The following is a 19,021-nucleotide window of genomic DNA, read 5'->3' as shown; positions in this document are numbered from 1 at the left end:
GCCCTGGTCAGTGGCGATGACCGGTTCCGCCGATCCAGGTTTCCCGCACGTGCAAAGTATCGTCCAGCACGACGAAATCGGCGCGGTAGCCGGCGGCGATCCGTCCGTGCGTGCGCTCCAGCCCGATCCACGCGGCCGGGTACGCGCTGGCCATGCGCGACGCCTCGGCCAGCGGCAGGCCGACCATCCCGACCAGGTTGCGCACGCCGGTGGCCATGTCCAGCGCGGAGCCGGCCAGCACGCCGGCGTCGCTCTGGCAGATGCCGTCGCGGGCGACGATGGTCTGGCCGTTGAGCACGTATTCCGGGTTGTCCGAACCCACCGGCGGCATCGCGTCGGTGACCAGCACGCACTTGCCGCGCGGCTTGGCGGCGATCGCCACGCGCAGCGCGGCGGGGTGGACGTGGTGGCCGTCGACGATCAGGCCGCACCAGCTGTGCGGGTCGTCCAGCGCGGCGCCGACCACGCCGGGCTCGCGGCTGGCCAGCGGCGTCATCGCGTTGTAGAGGTGGGTGAAGCCGCTGATGCCGGCGTCGAGCGCGGCGCGGGTGGTGGCGTAGTCGGCCGCGGTATGGCCGGCGACCACGATCACGCCGGCCCCGGCCAGGGTGCGGATGGCGTCGATGGAGACCTGCTCGGGCGCCAGCGTCAGCATCACCTTGCCGCGGTGTCTGGCGGCGAGCATGGCGATGTCGTCGGCGTCGGGGTGGCGGAACAGCGAAGCGTCGTGGATGCCCTTGCGCCCCGGCGCGAGGAACGGCCCTTCGACGTGGATGCCGAGGATGCCGGGCACGCCCTGTTCGATCGCCGCGTCCACCGCGTCCAGCGCGGCGTGCATCTTTTCGGCGGTATCGGTGATCAGGGTGGGCAGCAGGCCGGTGGTGCCAAACTTGCGGTGCGCGGCGGCGATGCCGCGCAGCGTGTCCACCGTGGGCGCGTCGTTGAACAGCAGGCCGCCGCCGCCGTTGACCTGCACGTCGATGAAGCCGGGCAGCAGCAGGTTCCCCTGCAGGTCGTGCGGGCGCGCGGCGGCGACGCGCGGGTCATCCTGTGCCACGAGGGCGGCGATGCGCCCACCTTCCACCAGCACGGCCAGGCCCTCGCGCGGGCCGTGGTCGCCCAGCACGCGGCCGTTGACGAGGGCGGTTGTCGACTGGTTCTCCATCACACCGTCTCCGTGACCTTGTTGAGGTGCGGCGGCACGTCGGGATCGTAGCCGCGCACCAGCGACAGCGCGCTGGCGGCGCGGTAGAAGCTCTGCACCGCCAGCAGCGGGGTGGCGATGGGCGCGAGGTCGGCCGGCAGCGGCAGCGCGTCGGGGCCGTGTTCGCCCGGCGCGGCGACGAACACGCGCGCGCCGCGGGCGCGGAACTCGTTGGCCACCGCCAGCGTGTTGGCCAGCGAGCCGTCGTCCTGGGCGAAGAACAGCACCGGGAAACCCGCGCCCACCAGCGCCATCGGACCGTGCTTCACCTCGGCCGCGCTGAACGCCTCGGCATGCAGGCCGCAGGTTTCCTTGAGCTTGAGCGCGGCCTCCAGCGCGGCGCCGAAGCCGTAGCCGCGGCCGACCACGAACAGGTTGCCCACCTCGCGCAGGCCGTCCGCGAGCGCGCTCCAGTCGCCGTCCCAGCCGCGCCGCAGGTCGGCGGGCAGGCGGGCGCAGACGTCGTGCAGGGTGGCGTCGTCGCTCCAGTGCGCCACCAGCTGCAGCACGGCGGCGAGCGTGGCGAGGTAGCTCTTGGTGGCGGCCACGCTGCGTTCCGGGCCGGCGTGCAGCGGGATCACCGTGTCGGCCAGCGCGGCCAGCGGGGAATCCTCCACGTTGACCATGGCCAGCACGCGCGCGCCGGCGTCCCTGGCGGCCTGCGCGCTGCGCAGCAGGTCGGGGCTCTTGCCGGATTGCGAGATGGCGATGAACAGCGCGCCGTCCAGCTTCAGGTCGGCGTCGTAGATCGAGGAAATCGACGGCGAGGCGGAGGCGGTGACCAGGCCGAGCCGGGTCTCGAACACGTACTTGGCGTAGGCGGCGGCATGGTCGGAGCTGCCGCGCGCGCAGGTGACGATGAAGCGCGGCGGCGCGGCGCGCAACTGCCTGCCGAGCGCGGCGAGGGTGGCGGCATTGCGCTCGAGCTGGCGCTCGACCACCGCGGCGGTTTCCTTGGCCTCGCGGTACATCAGGGTGTCGCTGGGGGACTTCATGGGGACTCCGGGAAGGTCGACGGCACGCCGGCTGGGGCGTGCGGGGAGAGGTTGCAAGGGATGGAGGCGCGACGTTCGAGCATGCCGTCATCCCGGCGCAGGCCGGGATCGAGTGCGACGACGCCTGCTCGGGCCGTGCGGCTGCTGGATGACCAGACCTTCGTCTGTTGATAAAGCGCCTCCGGCCTGCGCCGGGATGACGAGCAGAAGCCGGGAGGCTCAGCCCTGCCGCGGCGGCGCGGTGGAACCGCGCACCACCAGCTCGGGCAGGAAGCCCTCGCTGGCCGGGCCGGGGTCGGGCTGCTGCAGGCTGCGCATCAGCCGCAGCGCGGCGTGCCGTCCCACCTCGGCGATCGACTGCCGCGCGGTGGTCAGCGCCGGCCAGGCCTGCTTGGAGAACGGGCTGTCCTCGAAGCCGGCGATGGAGAGGTCCCACGGCACGTCCAGCCCGATCGAGCGCGCCGCGGCCAGCACGCCGGCGGCAATCTCGTCGTTGCTGCCGAAGATCGCGGTGGGGCGCTCCTTGTCCTTCAGCGCGAGCAGCTTGCGCGCGCTGCGGAAGCCGTCGTCGAAGGCGTAGCGGCCGGGCAGCACCAGCTTCCTGTTGGGCGGCAGGCCGTAGTCCTTCAGCGCGTCCGCGTAGCCCTGGTAGCGTTCCGGGCTGGAGCGGTGGTGCGGCTCGCCCCACAGGAAGCCGATGCGCGTGTGGCCGAGCTGGATCAGGTGTTCGGTGATGGCATAGGCCGCATGGCGGTCGTCGATGTAGACGCAGGGCGAGCCGTCGTGCGGGTCCTCGCGCGAGGAGATGATGCGCACGAAGGCGATGTCGTGCGCCTTCAGCATGGCGATCAGCGGCGCCTGCTCCGACATCGGCGGCGCCAGCACCAGCCCGGCCAGGCGCGAGCGCTTGACCAGCGCGACCAGTTCCTCGGCCAGCTTGGGCGAGGTGGCGTCGCAGGGATGGATCTGCAGGCCGAAGCCGCGCTCGCGGCAGGCCGACAACACGCCGTTCTGCATGTCGATCACGTAGTGCGCGTTCGGGTTGTCGTACACCAGCCCGATCGCGAACGAGTGCGTGCTGCGCAGGCTGCGCGCGGAAGGGTCGGGGCGGTAGCCGAGCTGCGCGATCGCCCGTTCCACCTTCTCGCGGGTTTCGCTGCGCACCGCCGCCTCGTGGTTGATCACGCGCGAGACGGTCTTCAGCGAGACGCCGGCGTGGCGGGCGACGTCCTTGATGGTGGGACTGCGCAACGGAGGGAACTCCTGGGAGCGTGGGGGACATGGTAGCCCAGCCGTCGCGGGCGATGGCGGGCACGGGGCGATGCATGGCGCGTCAGGAGGCGTGCTCGCCCACGGCATGGCCGTGCATGCCGTAGTACAGGATGTACAGGTAGCACGGCACCATCACCAGCAGGAAGGCGAGCTGGAAGTCGATGTGTTCCTTCAGGTGCACGAACGCCTGCGGGATCAGCGCGCCGCCCACGATGCCCATGATCAGCAGCGCCGAGCCGGCCTCGGTATGCCGGCCCAGCCCCTTGATCGCCAGCGGGAAGATCGCCGGCCACATCATGGCGTTGGCGAAACCCAGCGCCGCCACGAAGCTCACCGAGACGTAGCCCGACGTGGCATAGGCGCAGACCGCGAACACCACCCCCAGCACGGCCGATACCGCCAGGTAGCGCTGCTGCGAGATGAAGCGCGGGATCAGCGCCAGCCCGGCCAGGTAGCCGGCCAGCATCGCGAACATGGTGAAGGAGGTGAAGTTCTTGGTGGCCTCCAGCGGCAGTCCCAGGCTCTGGCCGTAGATGCCGATCGCGTCGCCGGCCATGACCTCGGCGCCCACGTACAGGAACAGGCACAGCACGCCCAGCCACAGGTGCGGGAAGCTGAAGATGCCGCCGCCGCGGTGGCCGATCTCCTCCTCGCTGTTGGCGCCGGCCGGCTTGATCTCCGGCAGCGACGAGCGCAGCACCCAGATCGCCAGCAGCACCAGCAGCGCCGCCATCACCATGTACGGCCAATACACCCGCGCGGCGAAGCTGTTCAGCAATTCCTGCGCGGCGGCGGCGGTGGGTGCGGCCTTCACCTGCTGGTCGAGCGCGTCGATGCCGTGCAGCACCAGGGCGCCGAACACGAACGGCGCAAGGAAGCCGGCGAACTTGTTGCAGATGCCCATGAAGGCGATGCGCTGCGCCGCGCTGTCGATCGGGCCGAGGATGCTGACGTAGGGATTGGACGCGGTCTGCAGCAGCGACAGGCCGGCACCGATCACGAACAGCCCCACCAGCGCGCCGTGGTACTGGCGCATGGCGATGAACTGGCCGAACAGCACCGCGCCGATGGCCATCACGAACAGGCCCAGCGCCATGCCCTTCTTCATGCCGGTGCGCTTGAGCACCGCCGCTGCCGGCAGCGCCAGCACGAAATACGACACGTAGAACGCCACCGGGATCAGGAACGCGCTGACGTCGTCGAGGTGGAAGGCCAGCTTGACGAAGATGGTCAGCGGCCCGTTGAGCCAGGTGACGAAGCCGAAGATGAAGAACAGCACGCCGATGATGATCATCGGCAGCAGGCTGGACGTGCGCGGCGTGTCGTGGGCGAGCGAGATGGACGACATGGATTTTTTCCCCGTGATGAACACCGGCGCGCGCCCAGCCCCGTGGGCGGCGCCGCTCCGATGGCCTTTATCGAGCCCGAGGCGCAACGTTGTCAATTGATGCCATGACTTTGGTCATGCTGCAAGCGCACGTCCGGGAGGCTGGCGCCTCGCCCCTTGGTGCGGCGCAACGCCGTCCGGATGGGAGGGCCGCTTCCCATAATCCATGAGGATCAATGCCTTGATCGCTTTTTCGGGGCGCGGAAGTCCCTTCGGGCGCCACGCCTTGCGCAGCGCACCAGCGATATGACGAATCGTTGCGAAAAAGGTGTTGACACCGTTGTCATGGATGACCAGACTCCGCCAGTCAAACGGGGCTCGCCGGGACAAGCGCGGCGCAGCGGGGAATCGATCGAGGAGGGACGCGTGGCCCAGGCTGTCAATCACAGCGGTGCACGGGCGGTGGCGGCGGCGCAGCCGGCTTTCCTGGCGGCCGACGTGGGCGGCACGCATGCGCGCGTCGGCCTGGTCAGTCCGCGCCCGGACGGCACGCGGCCGGTCACCGTGCTGGAATACCGCCGCTACGCCTGCGCCGAATGGCCCAGCCTGACCGCAGTGCTGCAGGACTTCGTCGGCCAGGTCGGCGCCGGTCCGGTGGAACACTGCGCGGTGGCCAGCGCCGGCTACGTGCTGGGCGACGCCATCGTCAACGACAACCTGCCGTGGCCGGTGTCCATCCGCGACATCCGCGACCGGCTGGGCATCGCCAGCCTCGCGGTGATCAACGACTTCGAGGCGGTGGCCTACGCCACCCAGTTCCTCGGCCAGGCCGATACCACCGCGGTGATCGAGACCGCCGCGCCGCGCGCCGAAGGGCCGGTGCTGGTGATGGGGCCGGGCACGGGCCTGGGCTCGGCGGTGCTGCTGCCGGGCCATCCGCACGCCACCGTGCTGGCCACCGAGGCCGGGCAGATCGCCCTGGCGCCGGGCAACGAGCGCGAGATCGAGGTGCTGCGCCTGCTGGCCCGCGAGCGCGCCCACGTGTCGTTCGAGCACGCGCTGTCCGGCCCGGGCCTGGTCAACCTGTACCGCGCGCTGTGCGCGCTGCGCGGCGAGCGTCCCGAGCTGATGCGCCCGGCCGACGTCACCGGCGCCGCGCTGGCGCGCAGCGACGCGGCGGCGGCGGAGACGCTGGACGTGTTCTGCGGCCTGCTCGGCAGCTTCGTGGGCGACCTGGTGCTGCTGTACGGCGCGCGCGGCGGGGTGTTCCTCGCCGGCGGCATCCTGCCGCAGATCCGCGAGCTGCTGCTCGCCAGCCGGTTCGCCGAGCGCTTCTTCAACAAGGGCGTGATGCGCCCCTACCTGCAACAGATACCAGTACGACTGATGGAGCACGGCCAGCTCGGGGTCATCGGCGCCGCGGGCCTGTATCTGGACGGCCAGGCCATGGAAGGGACAGATGCCCGGGACGGGCGCGCCGAGCGGACGTGAAGTCGAGGAACCAGCACTGAACCGGGCGCGAGCCCAGATCGCCACACGGCAACAGGGGGCAGGTCGCCCGCCGCTGCCGATCAGCCTCTGAGGGGAGGACACCATGTCACATCGCAAGACCCTGTTGGCCGCGAGCATCGTCGCGGGCCTGTGCCTGTCGGGGGCGCTCAATGCGCAGGACAGCAGCCAGGCGACCGGCACCACCACCAAGACCAGCAAGCAGGACGGCAAGCAGGTCAAGCAGCTGGCGGCGGTCACCGTCGTCGGCATCCGCAACAGCGAGGCGTTGTCGCTCGACACCAAGCAGGCCGCCGACTCGCACGTCGAGGTGGTGTCCGCCGAGGACATCGGTCGGCTGCCGGCCAAGAACGTGGCCGACACCATCGCCCAGCTGCCCGGCGTGAACATCGCCGACGCCGCCGGCGCCGAGGGTGGCTTCGACGAAGCCGACCGCGCCAGCATCCGCGGCAGCGCGCCGTCGCTCACCCTGACCACGCTCAACGGGCATGCGGTCGCCTCCGGCGACTGGTTCATCACCGGCGGCGGCGGCACCCGCAGCGTCAGCTACGCGATGTTCCCGTCGGAGATCGTGAGCCAGGTGGTGGTGCACAAGAGTTCCGAGGCTCGGCTGCTCGAGGGCGGCGCCGCCGGCTCGATCGACATCATCACGCGCAAGCCGCTGGAGTTCGACAAGCCGTTCTCCGCCGAGGGCAGCGTGGGCGGCGTGTATTCCGACCTGCCGGGCAAGACCAAGCCGCAGTTCAGCGGGCTGGTCAACTGGAAGAACAGCGACAACACCTTCGGCGTGATGGCGCAGGCCTTCTACGAGGAGCGCAGCCTGCAGCGCAACGGCCAGGAAATGCTCGGCTACTCGTACATCCCGACCGGTTCGGCGGTGGCCACCCAGCTGGGCCTGACCGGCCAGAACGGCAGCAAGAGCACCGGCGTGTTCTATCCCAACCTGCCGGGCGCCGCGCTGTTCACCCAGACGCGCAAGCGCAAGGGCGCTTCGATCGACATCGAATGGAAGGCGCTCGATAACCTGACCTTCAACCTCGATGGCTTCTATTCGAAGATGGACGCCACCGACTACAACCGCAACTACATGCTGCGCCTGCGCGACAAGTTGCCGGGCGACACGCTGAGCAGCTACACCCGCAACGGCAACGTCCTCACCGGCGCGGTGATGGAAGGGCAGACCGGCGTGTCGCAGGGCATCTACGACATGATCTCGCGTCCCGGCGAGAGCGAATCCAGCTCGTACATCACCCTGGATGCCGACTGGCAGGTCAACAGCAACCTCAACTTCAAGTTCCAGGGTGGCACCACCCGCGGCACCGGCAACACGCCGACCCAGGACATCATGGAGATGGACACCGGCTACGACCAGGGCGCCAGCTACGCGATGAACGGCCTCGGCAAGCCGTTCGACTGGACGCTGGGCGGCGTCAACAATACCTACAACCCGGCCACCACCGGCCTGGACTGGATCTTCGGCGACCAGGACGTGCACGTGGTCGACAAGGAGCACTGGTTCCAGGCCGATGGCGAGTTCGATTTCGACGACGCCGGCGCGCTGTCCTCGCTGCAGTTCGGCGGCCGCTACGCCAAGCACACGCACAACAGTCCGACCGCGATCGCGCAAGGCCCCAACTGGGCGTCGGACGTGTCGTTCGCCCAGGGTGCGACCATCTACCCGCCCAGCGGCGGCAACTACCCCAGCAGCTTCGCCAGCGATCTCGGCGTGGGTCAGATGCCGTCCGGCATCTGGTACTGGACGCCCGCGCAGCTGGCGCAGCTGAACGCGAAGTACGCGAACCGGGCGGTGACCGACGATCCCGGCACCTCGCGCTTCTATCCGAACGACATCTATGCGATGACGGAGAAGAACAGCGCCGTCTACCTGCAGGCCAACTTCGTGGGTGATCGCTGGAGCGGCAACGTCGGCCTGCGCTACGTCGGCACCAACGAGGACATCGGCTACACCAGCCCGGGCATCCAGGAAACCGACCACCGCGCGGGTTCCCCGGCCTCGGCGTTCTACCCGGCCGGCTGGTACTGGAACTACTACAAGCACCACTACGGCAAGCTGCTGCCCAGCCTCAACGTGAAGTTCAACCTCAACGACGACGGCAGCCTGCTGGCGCGCTTCGCCGCCTCGCAGACGCTCACGCGGCAGGACTACGGCCAGCTGGCGGGCTTCCTGGGCCTGAACGATCCGCAGGCCCCGGGCGTCGAGGGTTCCGGCAGCGGTCCGAACCCGCGCCTGAAGCCGATCCTCTCCACCAACTTCGACGCGTCGCTGGAGTGGTATTTCGCCAAGCGCGGCCTGCTGTCGCTCAGCGTCTACCAGATGGACCTGAACAACTACTACGACTACGGCACCACGTCCGGTACCTACCTCAACAACTACCTGACCTACGGCGTGGGCAACCCGTCGCACACGCCGATCTACAGCAACTACCTGGTCAGCATCCCGGTCAACGTCAACGGCAACCTGAAGGGCGTGGAGCTGAACTGGGTGCAGCCGATCGGCGAGCACTTCGGCACGCAGGTCAACTACACCTACAGCAACGGCCATTCGTCGGGCGGCACCTATCTCTACAACGCCGACGGCACGGCCGCGAGCGGCGTGTCGGCCGGCAACCGGCCGCTGTTCGGCACCTCGCGGGATACGGTCAACCTGTCCGGCTTCTACGAGGACAGCCACTGGAACGCCCGCATCAACTACACGTACCGCTCCTCGTTCTACGACGGCATGATGCCGGTGACGGCGGGCGGCCTGGGCAACACCATGCCGCTGCTGCCGTACTACCAGGCGGGTACCGGCTACCTGTCGTTCTCCGCGGGCTACAGGCTCAACGACCACGTGAGCTTCTCGTTCGACGCGATGAACCTCAACAACCCGAAGCTGCGCTACTACGTCAACGGCGCGCAGGCGGGCCTGGGCTTCGGCAAGGTGCCGGAGGCGTTCTACACGAACGGTCGCCAGTACTACCTCACGGCGAACTTCAAGTTCTGATCCACCGCAGCATTGCCGCGGGCCACGGAGGGCCCGCACTCTCCCCGAACGGGCCTGCGTTGGTTTCCAGGTCCGTTTTTTTATGCGTGTCCCGGCCATGCATGGCATGCTGGGATGCCTGCCGGAGACCCTGATGACACGTCGCCCGCCGCTCGTCGCCTGTGCCTGCCTGTGGCTCGGGCTGCTGCTTCCGCTGCATGCCGCTGCCGTGGCGCCGTCGGCGTTGATCCCGCTGCCCGCGCAGCTGTCGATGGCGCAGGGCCGCTTCCAGGTCGATGCGGATACGCGCATCGTGCCGGCCGACGCCTCCGCAGCGACGCGCGGCACCGCCGAATACCTCGCCGCCCTGCTGGCGCGCACGCGCGGCCTGCGCCTGCGCATCGACGACGGCGGCAAGGCGGCGTCCGCCATCGTGCTGCAACGCGACCCGCAGGCGCCGGTGGCCGCGGCGGAAGGCTACGCGCTCAGCGTCACGCCGCAGGGCATCCGCATCGAGGCGCGCGACGACGCCGGGCTGTTCCACGGCGCGGTCACGCTGTACCAGCTGCTCACGCCCGACGCGAAGCAGGGCGCGGTGGACGTGCCCGCGCTCACCATCCGCGACTGGCCGCGCTTCGCCTGGCGCGGGCTGATGCTCGACTCGGCCCGCCACTTCCAGAGCGTGGCCGACGTCGAGAAGCTGATCGACCAGATGGCCCAGCACAAGCTCGACGTGCTGCACTGGCACCTCACCGACGACCAGGGCTGGCGCATCCAGATCAAGCGCTATCCCGAGCTGACGAAGATCGGCGCCTGGCGCACGCCGCCGGACGCCGGCCACGACGGCGAGCCGAAGCGCTACGGCGGCTTCTACACCCAGGCGCAGATCCGCCAGGTGGTGGCCTACGCCGCCGCGCGCCACGTCACCATCGTGCCGGAGCTGGACATGCCGGGCCACGCGCAGGCCGCGGTGGCCTCGTACCCGCGCATCGGCGTCACCGGCAGGCGGCCGCAGGTGTCGGTCGACTCCGGTATCAACCCCTGGCTGTACAACGTGGACGACGACACCTTCACCTTCATCGACAACGTGCTCGACGAGGTGATGGCGCTGTTCCCGTCGAAATACATCCACGTCGGCGGCGACGAGGCGATCAAGGACCAGTGGCAGGCCTCGCCCACGGTGCAGGCGAAGATGCGCGCGCTCGGCATCACCAGCGAGGACGCGCTGCAGGGCTGGTTCATCGGCCGCATCGGACGCTACCTGGAAAAGCACGGCCGCAAGCTGATCGGCTGGGACGAGATCCTCGAAGGCGACAACCTGCCGGCCGACGCCACGGTGATGTCCTGGCGCGGCATCGACGGCGGGATCAAGGCCGCCCTGCTCGGCCACGACGTGGTGATGTCGCCCTCGCCGGGGTTGTACTTCGACCACGTGCAGGGCGACCTCGCCGACGAGTACGCCGGCCGCCTCGGCGTGGAATCGCTGCAGGACGTGTACGACCTGCAGGTCGTGCCGGACGTGCTGAACGCGACCCAGGCGAAGCACGTGCTGGGCGTGCAGGCCAACGTGTGGACCGAGCACATCCCCAGCATGGCGCACGTGGAACACATGGTCTTCCCGCGGTTGGACGCGCTGGCCGAACTGGCCTGGTCGCCGGCCGCCCGCCACGATTGGCCCGGCTTCCTCGCCCGCCTGCCGGCGCAGCTCGCGCGCTACCGCGCCCAGCACGTCAACTATGCCGATAGCGCCTTCGCGGTGGACATCGCCACCGACCGCAACGTGGCGCTGGCCACCGGCAAGGCCACGGTCACGCTCTCCGACCAGGCCGGCTTCGGCGCCATCCACTACACCCTGGACGGCAGCGCGCCCACGCCGGCCTCGCCGCGCTACGACGCGCCGCTGAACCTGGCGCTGCCGGCCACCGTGCGCGCCGCCAGCTTCGCCGCCGATGGCAGCGCGCTGGCCGCATCGCGCCAGCGCACGCTGGACCGCGCTTCGCTGCTGAGCCTGCCTGGCACCGCGCTGGCCAATTGCCCCGGCAGCGACTTCCGCCTGCGCGTGCAGCCGATGCCGGACGCGACGAGCACCCAGCCGGTGTATGCCGTGAACGTGTTCGACAGCTGCCAGCTGTTCCCGCCCACGCTGATGGACGGCGTGCAGGCGATCCACGTGGACGCGGTGCGCCTGGTGCGCAACTACGCGCTGGCGCACGAGCAGAAGCTGGTGGTCTCGCGCCCGCACGCCACGCCGTTCGGCGAGCTGGTGGTGCACGCCGACCGCTGCGACGGCACCGTGCTCGCCTCGATGCCGCTGCCCGATCCCGCACACAGCCAGCGCCAGTTCAAGCTCGATGCAAAGCTGCCCGCGCAGGCCGGCGAGCATACGCTGTGCCTGGTCTACACCGCGCCCATCGACGGCCCGCTGTACGCGCTGGGCCGGGTGTCGCTGGAAGCCGGCCGCTGAGGCGCATCTCCTTTTCCTTCCCGACGCCACTCACTTTACTGTTCACCCTGAGCGTAGCCGCGCAGCGGCGAAGTCGAAGGGCCGCCCGGCATCCGGCGCCCTTCGGCTTCCCGGCTCCGCAAAGCGCGGCCATCCATGCCGCCGCAAGTCCAGGCGAACGGTTTTCCGCGAGTTCCGCCGGACCCTCGATGGCTTTAACCTCCGCGCATCTCCCGCGGACGCCGCCCCCATGCCGCCGATCGAGAACCCGCTGGCCCCGCGCGTCCAGGTGATCGCCCACCGCGGCGCCAGCGCGCTGCGCCCCGAGCACACCCTGGCGGCCTATGCCCAGGCCATCGCCGACGGCGCCGACTGCATCGAGCCGGACCTGGTGATGACCCGCGACGGCGTGCCGGTGGCGCGCCACGAGAACGCCATCGGCGACACCACCGACGTGGCGGCGCACCCGGAGTTCGCCGCACGCCGCTGCCGCCGGAGCATCGACGGCGAGCCGCGCGAGGACTGGTTCACCGAGGATTTCACCCTCGCCGAGCTGAAGACGCTGCGTGCCCGCGAACGCCTGCCGGCGCTGCGCGGCACCCGCTTCGACGGCCAGTTCGAGGTGCCTACGCTGGACGAGATCATCGCGCTGGCCGCGGCGGCGTCCGCCCGGCTGGGCCGGCGCATCGGCCTGGTGCCCGAGATCAAGCACGGCACGCATTTCCGCCGGATCGGCCTGTCGCTGGAGCCGGTGCTGCTCGACGCGCTGGCGGCCCATCCGTACACGCGCGTCGCGCCGGTGGAGATCCAGTCGTTCGAGGTCGGCAACCTGCGCTGGCTACGCGAACGGCTGGGCCGGCGGCATTCGAACATCCGCCTGCTGCAGCTGCTCGACGAGCCTGCGATGCAGCCGTACGACGTGACTGCGGCCGGCGGCGCGCTGCGCTATGCCGACATGGCCACCGCGGAGGGCCTGCGCGAGGTCGCCGGCCACGCCGACGCCATCGGCCCGAGCCTGCGCGCGGTCATTCCGCTCGACTCGGCCGGCCGCCTCGCCGCGCCGACCCCCCTGGTGCGCGACGCGCACGCCGCCGGGCTGGAGGTGCACGTCTGGACCTTCCGCCCCGAGCGGCAGTTCATCGCCCGCGATTTCTGGCACGGCACCGATCCGGCCGCGCGCGACGCCGCCGGCAGTGTCGCCGAGATCCGCGCCTACCTCGCCACCGGCATCGATGCCTTCTTCACCGACGACCCGGCGCTGGGTCGCGCGGCGCTGGCATAGAAGGCCCGTTCGCGGTTCCCGGCGATTCCGTACCGCCCCCGGGGTCGTGAACAGGCTCTTACCCTGCCATTGGTCATGCTCGTCCGTGACCACGGCCGGTTTCGCATATGATCGACGCCTGTTTTGCCTGGGATATGCCGAATGAGCCTGCTGAGCCGCATGCTGCGCCACAAGTCCGTCGAACAGCTGCAGTCCGAGGCGGGCCGGCGCGGCGATTTCCGCCGGGTGCTCGGCCTGTGGCAACTCACCGCGATCGGCATCGGCGGCATCATCGGCGTGGGCATCTTCGTGCTGGCCGGCCAGCAGGCGGCGATGAACGCCGGTCCGGCGGTGGCGCTGTCGTTCCTGATCGCGGGCGCGGGCAGCGCCTGCGCCGCGCTGTGCTACGCCGAGTTCGCCGGGCTGATCCCGGTGACCGGCAGCGCGTACACCTACGGCTACGCGGTGCTGGGCGAGTTCGTGGCCTGGATCATCGGCTGGGACCTGCTGCTGGAATACGCGCTGGTGGTCGCGGTGGTGGCGATCGGCTGGTCGGGCTACGTGCAGGTGCTGCTGGCCTCGGCCGGCGTGCACCTGCCGGAATGGGCGCAGCAGAGCATGAGCGCGCAGACCATGCACTATTACCTGCAACAGGTGTTCGGCGTGCATGGCACCGCGGTGGCCGCGCCCAGCGACGGCCACCGCTTCAACGTGATCGCCGCCGGCGTCTCGCTGGCGGTGGCGCTGCTGCTGACGGTGCGCATGGAATGGGGCGCGCGCTTCAACACGCTGATCGTGGCGATCAAGGTGCTGGGCGTGCTGCTGGTGATCGGCGTGGGCGCGTTCTTCATCCATGGTGCGAACTGGCACCCGTTCATCCCGCCGCGGCTGTTCGACGCGCAGGGCGTGGGCCACTTCGGCTGGGCCGGCGTGCTCACCGGCGCCAGCGTGGTGTTCTTCGCGGTGTTCGGCTACGACACGCTGACCACCGCGGCGGAGGAGGCGCGGCATCCGCAGCGCGACCTGCCGCGCGCGGTGCTGCTGTCGCTGGCGGTGGCGATGGTGCTGTACATCGCGGTGTCGCTGGTGCTCACCGGCATCACCCACTACAGCAACCTCGGCGGCGACGCCTCGGTGTCGCAGGCGTTCGAGGCGATCGGCCTGCACTGGGTGAGCGTGGCGATCGCGGTGGCCGCGGTGGTGGGCGTCACCAGCGTGCTGTTCGCCTTCATGCTGGGCGCGGCGCGGATCTGGTTCGCGCTGGCGCGCGACGGCCTGCTGCCGGCGTGGTTCGCGAAGGTGAGCCCGCGCTTCGGCACGCCGGCGCGGCCGACCCTGATCCTCGGCGTGTTCACTGCCGTCGTGGCGGGCCTGCTGCCGATTGGTGAGGTGGCCGAGCTGGTCAACATCGGCACGCTCAGCGCCTTCATCATCATCTGCTCGGCGGTGCTGGTGCTGCGCATCCGCAAGCCCGAGCTGCCGCGCAGCTTCCGCATGCCGTGGATCGCGCTGCTGGCGCCGCTGGGCGTGGCGTTCTCGCTGCTGCTGATCTTCGGCCTGCCGTGGCCGGACGCGCACGGCTGGCAGCGCATCGGCGGCCTGCCGGCGATCACCTTCGAGCGCTTCGTGGTCTGGATGGCGCTGGGCTGCCTGATCTACTTCGGCTACGGCATGCGGCACAGCCGGCTGGAACGGGACGGCTGATGCGTGCACGTGCGCCGGCGCGCTGGCCGGTGCATGATGGCCCGGTCCGGAGGAGGGGCGGGCCATGCGGGAGTCCACGGAGGCGCCGGTTGAATCCGCGGCGGTGTGCGCCAACTGCGGCGCGCCGCTGGGCGGCGAGTATTGCCAGGCCTGCGGCGAGCGTCGCCTGCATCCCGGCGAACATACGCTGCGGCACATCGCGGGCGAGTGGTTCGAGGCGTTCTCGCATGGCGAGGGCCGCCTGCTCGCTTCGCTGCGCCTGCTGCTGTTCAAGCCGGGCGGGCTGACACGCGAATACTTCCGCGGCCGGCGCGTGCCCTACACGCGGCCGGTGGCGCTGTTCTTCGCGGTCAACCTGCTGTACTTCCTGCTCAGCGCCGACGCGACCTTTTCCACGCCGCTCTACTACCAGCTGGTGGCGGCGCCGTGGGCGCAGGCGAAGCAGGCCGTGGTGGCCGAGCGGGCGCTCGGGTCGGAGTTCACGCCCGCGACGCGCGCGGCCGCCATGCAGGACTACCTGGACCTTGGCTACCGGGCGATGACTGCGGCCAGGCGCTCGGGGCACGTGCCGGGCGAAGCCGAGCTGCAGCGGGACGCCGGCACCGGTCGCCATCCGCAGGCCCTGCAGGCGCTGCTGCGCTACGAGCAGGTCTACAACCAGCGCACGGACGAGCTGTCGCGTGCGCTGGTGATCGCATTCATCCCGCTGCTCGCATGCTGGCTGTGGCTCGTGCTGGCGCCCTTGCGGCGCCACCTGCCGGAGCTGGCGGTTTTCGCCACGCACGCCTGGAGCGGCGTGCTGCTGGTGCTGCTGGCCGTGGGCTGGCTGCTGTGGGGCGTCAGGTATGGCCTTGCTGCGCTGCTCGGCCACCTGCCGGTGCCGTTCCAGGGCGACAGCGTGCCGACGGCGGTCGCCGGCCTGCTGGCGCTGGCTTACCTCTGCCTGGCCGTGCGCGGCTATTTCCGGTTTTCCCGCCTCGGCAGCCTGGCGTTGTCCGCATGGATGTTTGGCGGCTTGTGCGCGTCGCTGGAGCTGTACCGCGTGCTGCTGTTCTTCGCGACCTGCCGCGCACTGCCGGGTTGAGCGTCAGCCGGTTTGCCTGGCGGCCAAGGCAAGGCAACCCTTCGGGCCGGGTCTGTTTGCCCACAGGCCGGCGTCATCGCTCCGTCGTGGACGGACGTCCACTCCCTCGCTCTTCCTTGGCCTGCGCGCAAACAGCTCCCGGCGCGGGCCACGGGGAGATTTTGAACAGGCTCTCAGCCGCGGTTCAAGCCCGTGAGCAGGGTGAGCGCATTGCGCGGGTCGTAGACGCCGTTTGCGGGCATGGCGTCCACATCGTTGCCCGCCAGGTTGTCGTGCTGCAGCCAGGGGACGTACTGCAACGGGCCGGGAATATAGGCGTGCCAGGCGGGTCCGCGGGATTCGCTTCGCGAGATCCTGAACGCGATCGGCACCCGGACGACCCAGTAGCCGTCCGGCGGCGGCACGGCGCCCTGGGCGATCTTGAAGGTCCAGCGCTTGCCGGCATCCACCGACGAAGCCGCGAAGGACTTGCGCATCTCGGCCATCAGCCGGTCGTTGCCGACCGCGGTGAGGTTGACCTGGGTCACCGCCGCATCGACGACCTTGCCGGTACGGTCGACCTGCAGGGCCAGGTACACGTCGGCGCCGGCCCGGGCGAAACGCGCATTCATCGGATACCAGGGCGGCACCCGGTGGTCGGCGCTGATGGCCCTGTGGACGTCGCGGCCGAATTGCGCGCCGCGGATGGACAACTCGTAGCGTTCGTCGGGCTCGGGCCTGGCCACGATGCGCAGGGACATCTTCGCCTCGGCGGCCACCGCGCGCCCGTCCTGCAACACCGGCCTGAAATGCCAGCCGGCGGCGTTTTTCGAGATCAGGCCGAGCACCGCCTGCGGCAGTTTCGCCGCATCGTCGATCCGGTAGCTGCGCAGGCTGCCGTCGGGATTCACGATCAGGCTGCCGGTCACCAACATGCTCGCCTCGGCCGACTCGCGCAGTTGCCGCAGGCTGCTGCCGTGGGCCGGCAGCGTGCAGGCCAGGCCGGCGGCCATCCATGCCATGCTTCGCAGGAAACGTCTCATCCGATGATTCCCTCCCCAGATTGCCGCGAAGCAGTCTGTTCCGTGGCCGTGGCACGGTCAAGCGCGGCACGGTGCGCAAAACGGCCTGGCGCAAGAGTTTGCGGCCCCTGCGGCATGACCTCTGGCAGGGTGAGCCGTGCGGCCTTCGATCTACCATCGCCCGGTCCCACGCCGGTGGCCGTTCCGCGGCCGTCGGCGCTTTTCGGCCGGTGATGCGGACGGGACGTCCGCGGAGCCGGCGTCCGTCCGGAGTCTCCGCGTGAAAATCCCAGCCTTCCGTTCCAGCCTGATCGCCGCCGCGGTGATCGGGGCCTTGTCGCTGCCCGCTTCTTCCTTCGCGCAGGATGCCTCGCGACCGGCGCCGGTCGACCAGCCGTATCCCGGCCAGCTCGCGGTGAACGTCGACCTCACCGACGCGCCGAAGCGGATCTTCCGCGTGCACGAGACGATCCCGGTGAAGCCGGGCCCGCTCACCCTGCTGTACCCGGAGTGGATCCCGGGCGAGCATGCGCCGTCCGGCCCGATCGAGAACGTCGCCGGCCTCGTCGTCACCGCCAACGGCAAGCAGCTGCCGTGGCGGCGCGACCTGCGCGACATGTTCGCGATCAAGCTGGACGTGCCCGCGGGCGCCAGCCAGCTCGACCTGCAGTTCCAGTTCCTGTCGCCGGCGCCGGGGCAGGGCAGCCTGTTCGGGGCCAGCGCCTCGTCCACGCCGAACTTCGTCGACGTGGAGTTCAACCAGGTGGCGTTCTATCCGGCCGGTTACTACTCGCGGCAGATCCGGATCCAGCCCACCGTGCAGCTGCCCGTGGGCTGGAAGTTCGGCACCGCGCTGCAGGTGGCCAGCCAGAGCGGTGGCACCGTGCGGTTCAAGCCGGTGAGCTTCAACAACTTCGTGGACTCGCCGCTGATCGCCGGCGAGCACTTCGACCGCGTCGACCTGGCGCCCGGCGCCAAGGTGCCGGTGCACCTCAACGTGGTGGGCGACGACGCCAAGGACGTCAAGCTCAGCGCCAAGCAGCTGGAGCAGCAGCGCGCGGTGGTGACGCAGACCAACCTGCTGTTCGGCGCGCACCACTACGACCACTACGATTTCCTGCTCACCCTGTCCGACCACACCGGCCACTTCGGGCTGGAGCATCACCAGTCCAGCGACGACCGCCTGCCGGCCGACTTCTTCACCAACGACGACATGCACACGCTGGCGGCCAGCCTGATGCCGCACGAGTACGTGCACTCGTGGAACGGCAAGTTCCGCCGCCCGGCCGACCTGTGGACGCCCAACTTCAACGTGAAGATGCAGGACGACCTGCTGTGGGTGTACGAGGGCCTCACCGACTACTGGTGCAGCGTGCTCACCGCGCGCTCCGGGCTGTGGTCGCCGGAACAGTTCCGCGACACGATGGCCAACATCGATGCCGCGATGAGCGCGCGCACCGGCCGCGCCTGGCGCTCGCTGCAGGACACCGCCGACGCCGCGCCGCTCACCTACTACGGCGGCGGCGGCTGGGGCAACTGGCGTCGCGGCACCGACTTCTATCCCGAAGGCCAGCTGCTGTGGCTGGACGTGGACACCAAGATCCGCGAACTCTCCGGCGGCAGGCATTCGCTGGACGATTTCGCGCGCGCCTTCTACGGCATGGACAACGGCAGCTACGTCACCAAGACCTACACCTTCGACGACGTGGTGAACACGCTCAACCAGGTGCAGCCGTTCGACTGGGCGACGTTCCTGCACGCGCGGCTGGACTACACCGGCCCCGAACTCCCCGAGCACGGTATCGCGCGCGGCGGCTGGAAGCTGGTCTACACCGACCAGCCGAACGCCGAGACCAAGGCGATGGAAAGCGTGCGGCCGGGCGCCGACCTGGCCCATTCGCTGGGCCTGTCCGCTTCCAAGAGCGGCAGCATCTACGACGTGCAGTGGAACGGCCCGGCGTTCAGGGCCGGTCTGGTGCCCGGCCTCGAGATCGTCGCGGTCGACGGCAAGGACTACTCGCCGGAGGCGCTGAAGGACGCGGTGAAGGCGGCCAAGGGCGGCAGCGCGCCGATCAAGCTGCTGGTGAAGAACATCGACACCTACAGCACGGTGAAGGTGGACTACCACGGCGGCCTGAAGTATCCGCACCTGGTGCGTGCCGACGGCAAGGACCTGCTCGGGGCGATCATCGCGCCGCGCAAGAAGTAGACGGGGCCGCGCCGCTGCGGCCGGCATGA

At 69.9% G+C, this 19,021-nt stretch carries 12 protein-coding genes; 7 read left to right on the top strand and 5 right to left on the bottom strand.

The features are described 5' to 3' along the window. Nucleotides 1-7 precede the first annotated feature (7 nt). The 4 genes from nagA to QMK61_RS10350 all read right to left on the bottom strand — a co-directional run bounded on the left by nagA (nucleotide 8) and on the right by QMK61_RS10350 (nucleotide 4,819). The gene (gene nagA / locus QMK61_RS10365; RefSeq protein ID WP_302072122.1) at nucleotides 8-1,165 is read right to left on the bottom strand and encodes an N-acetylglucosamine-6-phosphate deacetylase; all 1,158 of its coding nucleotides are present in this window, start codon (nucleotides 1,163-1,165) and stop codon (nucleotides 8-10) included. Beyond that, the gene (locus QMK61_RS10360) at nucleotides 1,165-2,199 is read right to left on the bottom strand and encodes an SIS domain-containing protein (protein ID WP_302072121.1); all 1,035 of its coding nucleotides are present in this window, start codon (nucleotides 2,197-2,199) and stop codon (nucleotides 1,165-1,167) included. The genes nagA and QMK61_RS10360 overlap by 1 nt, the downstream gene beginning before the upstream one ends. A gap of 219 nt (nucleotides 2,200-2,418) precedes the next feature. Beyond that, nucleotides 2,419-3,450 (bottom strand): LacI family DNA-binding transcriptional regulator, encoded by a 1,032-nt coding sequence (locus QMK61_RS10355; RefSeq protein ID WP_302072120.1) that lies wholly within the window; start codon nucleotides 3,448-3,450, stop codon nucleotides 2,419-2,421. An 82-nt stretch (nucleotides 3,451-3,532) separates the two neighbouring features. After that, complete coding sequence (locus tag QMK61_RS10350) at nucleotides 3,533-4,819, bottom strand: sugar MFS transporter (protein ID WP_302072119.1); 1,287 nt, start codon at nucleotides 4,817-4,819, stop codon at nucleotides 3,533-3,535. A 405-nt stretch (nucleotides 4,820-5,224) separates the two neighbouring features. Here QMK61_RS10350 and glk point away from each other — a divergent pair, with 405 nt between their 5' ends. The 6 genes from glk (at nucleotide 5,225) to QMK61_RS10320 (ending at nucleotide 15,782) form a co-directional block, all read left to right on the top strand. Continuing rightward, a complete protein-coding gene (gene glk / locus QMK61_RS10345; protein ID WP_302072118.1) occupies nucleotides 5,225-6,289 on the top strand; it encodes a glucokinase in 1,065 nt (354 codons plus the stop codon). 103 nt (nucleotides 6,290-6,392) lie between these two features. Then, nucleotides 6,393-9,311, top strand: a complete 2,919-nt coding sequence (locus tag QMK61_RS10340; protein ID WP_302072117.1) for a TonB-dependent receptor — start codon at nucleotides 6,393-6,395, stop codon at nucleotides 9,309-9,311. Between the two features lie 133 nt (nucleotides 9,312-9,444). Next, on the top strand, nucleotides 9,445-11,754 hold the full coding sequence (locus QMK61_RS10335) for a family 20 glycosylhydrolase (RefSeq protein WP_302072116.1): 2,310 nt from the start codon (nucleotides 9,445-9,447) through the stop codon (nucleotides 11,752-11,754). Nucleotides 11,755-11,983: 229 nt separating this feature from the next. Then, nucleotides 11,984-13,015: a glycerophosphodiester phosphodiesterase gene (locus QMK61_RS10330; RefSeq protein ID WP_302072115.1), complete on the top strand. Its 1,032-nt coding sequence runs from the start codon at nucleotides 11,984-11,986 to the stop codon at nucleotides 13,013-13,015. A 141-nt stretch (nucleotides 13,016-13,156) separates the two neighbouring features. Continuing rightward, complete coding sequence (locus QMK61_RS10325) at nucleotides 13,157-14,698, top strand: amino acid permease (RefSeq protein WP_302072114.1); 1,542 nt, start codon at nucleotides 13,157-13,159, stop codon at nucleotides 14,696-14,698. Between the two features lie 64 nt (nucleotides 14,699-14,762). Further along, nucleotides 14,763-15,782 (top strand): DUF3667 domain-containing protein, encoded by a 1,020-nt coding sequence (locus QMK61_RS10320; protein ID WP_302072113.1) that lies wholly within the window; start codon nucleotides 14,763-14,765, stop codon nucleotides 15,780-15,782. 173 nt (nucleotides 15,783-15,955) lie between these two features. Here the strand turns inward: QMK61_RS10320 and QMK61_RS10315 are convergent, their stop codons facing one another. Further along, on the bottom strand, nucleotides 15,956-16,804 hold the full coding sequence (locus QMK61_RS10315; RefSeq protein ID WP_302072112.1) for an energy transducer TonB: 849 nt from the start codon (nucleotides 16,802-16,804) through the stop codon (nucleotides 15,956-15,958). A gap of 259 nt (nucleotides 16,805-17,063) precedes the next feature. Here QMK61_RS10315 and QMK61_RS10310 point away from each other — a divergent pair, with 259 nt between their 5' ends. After that, a complete protein-coding gene (locus QMK61_RS10310) occupies nucleotides 17,064-18,992 on the top strand; it encodes a M61 family peptidase (RefSeq protein WP_302072111.1) in 1,929 nt (642 codons plus the stop codon). The last annotated feature ends 29 nt before the right edge of the window (nucleotides 18,993-19,021 follow it).

Source organism: Fulvimonas sp. R45, from assembly GCF_030504985.1.
Lineage (GTDB): Bacteria > Pseudomonadota > Gammaproteobacteria > Xanthomonadales > Rhodanobacteraceae > Rhodanobacter_A.
Note: the sequence above shows the minus strand (reverse complement) of the source record. Positions and strands in the feature narration are given on the sequence as shown.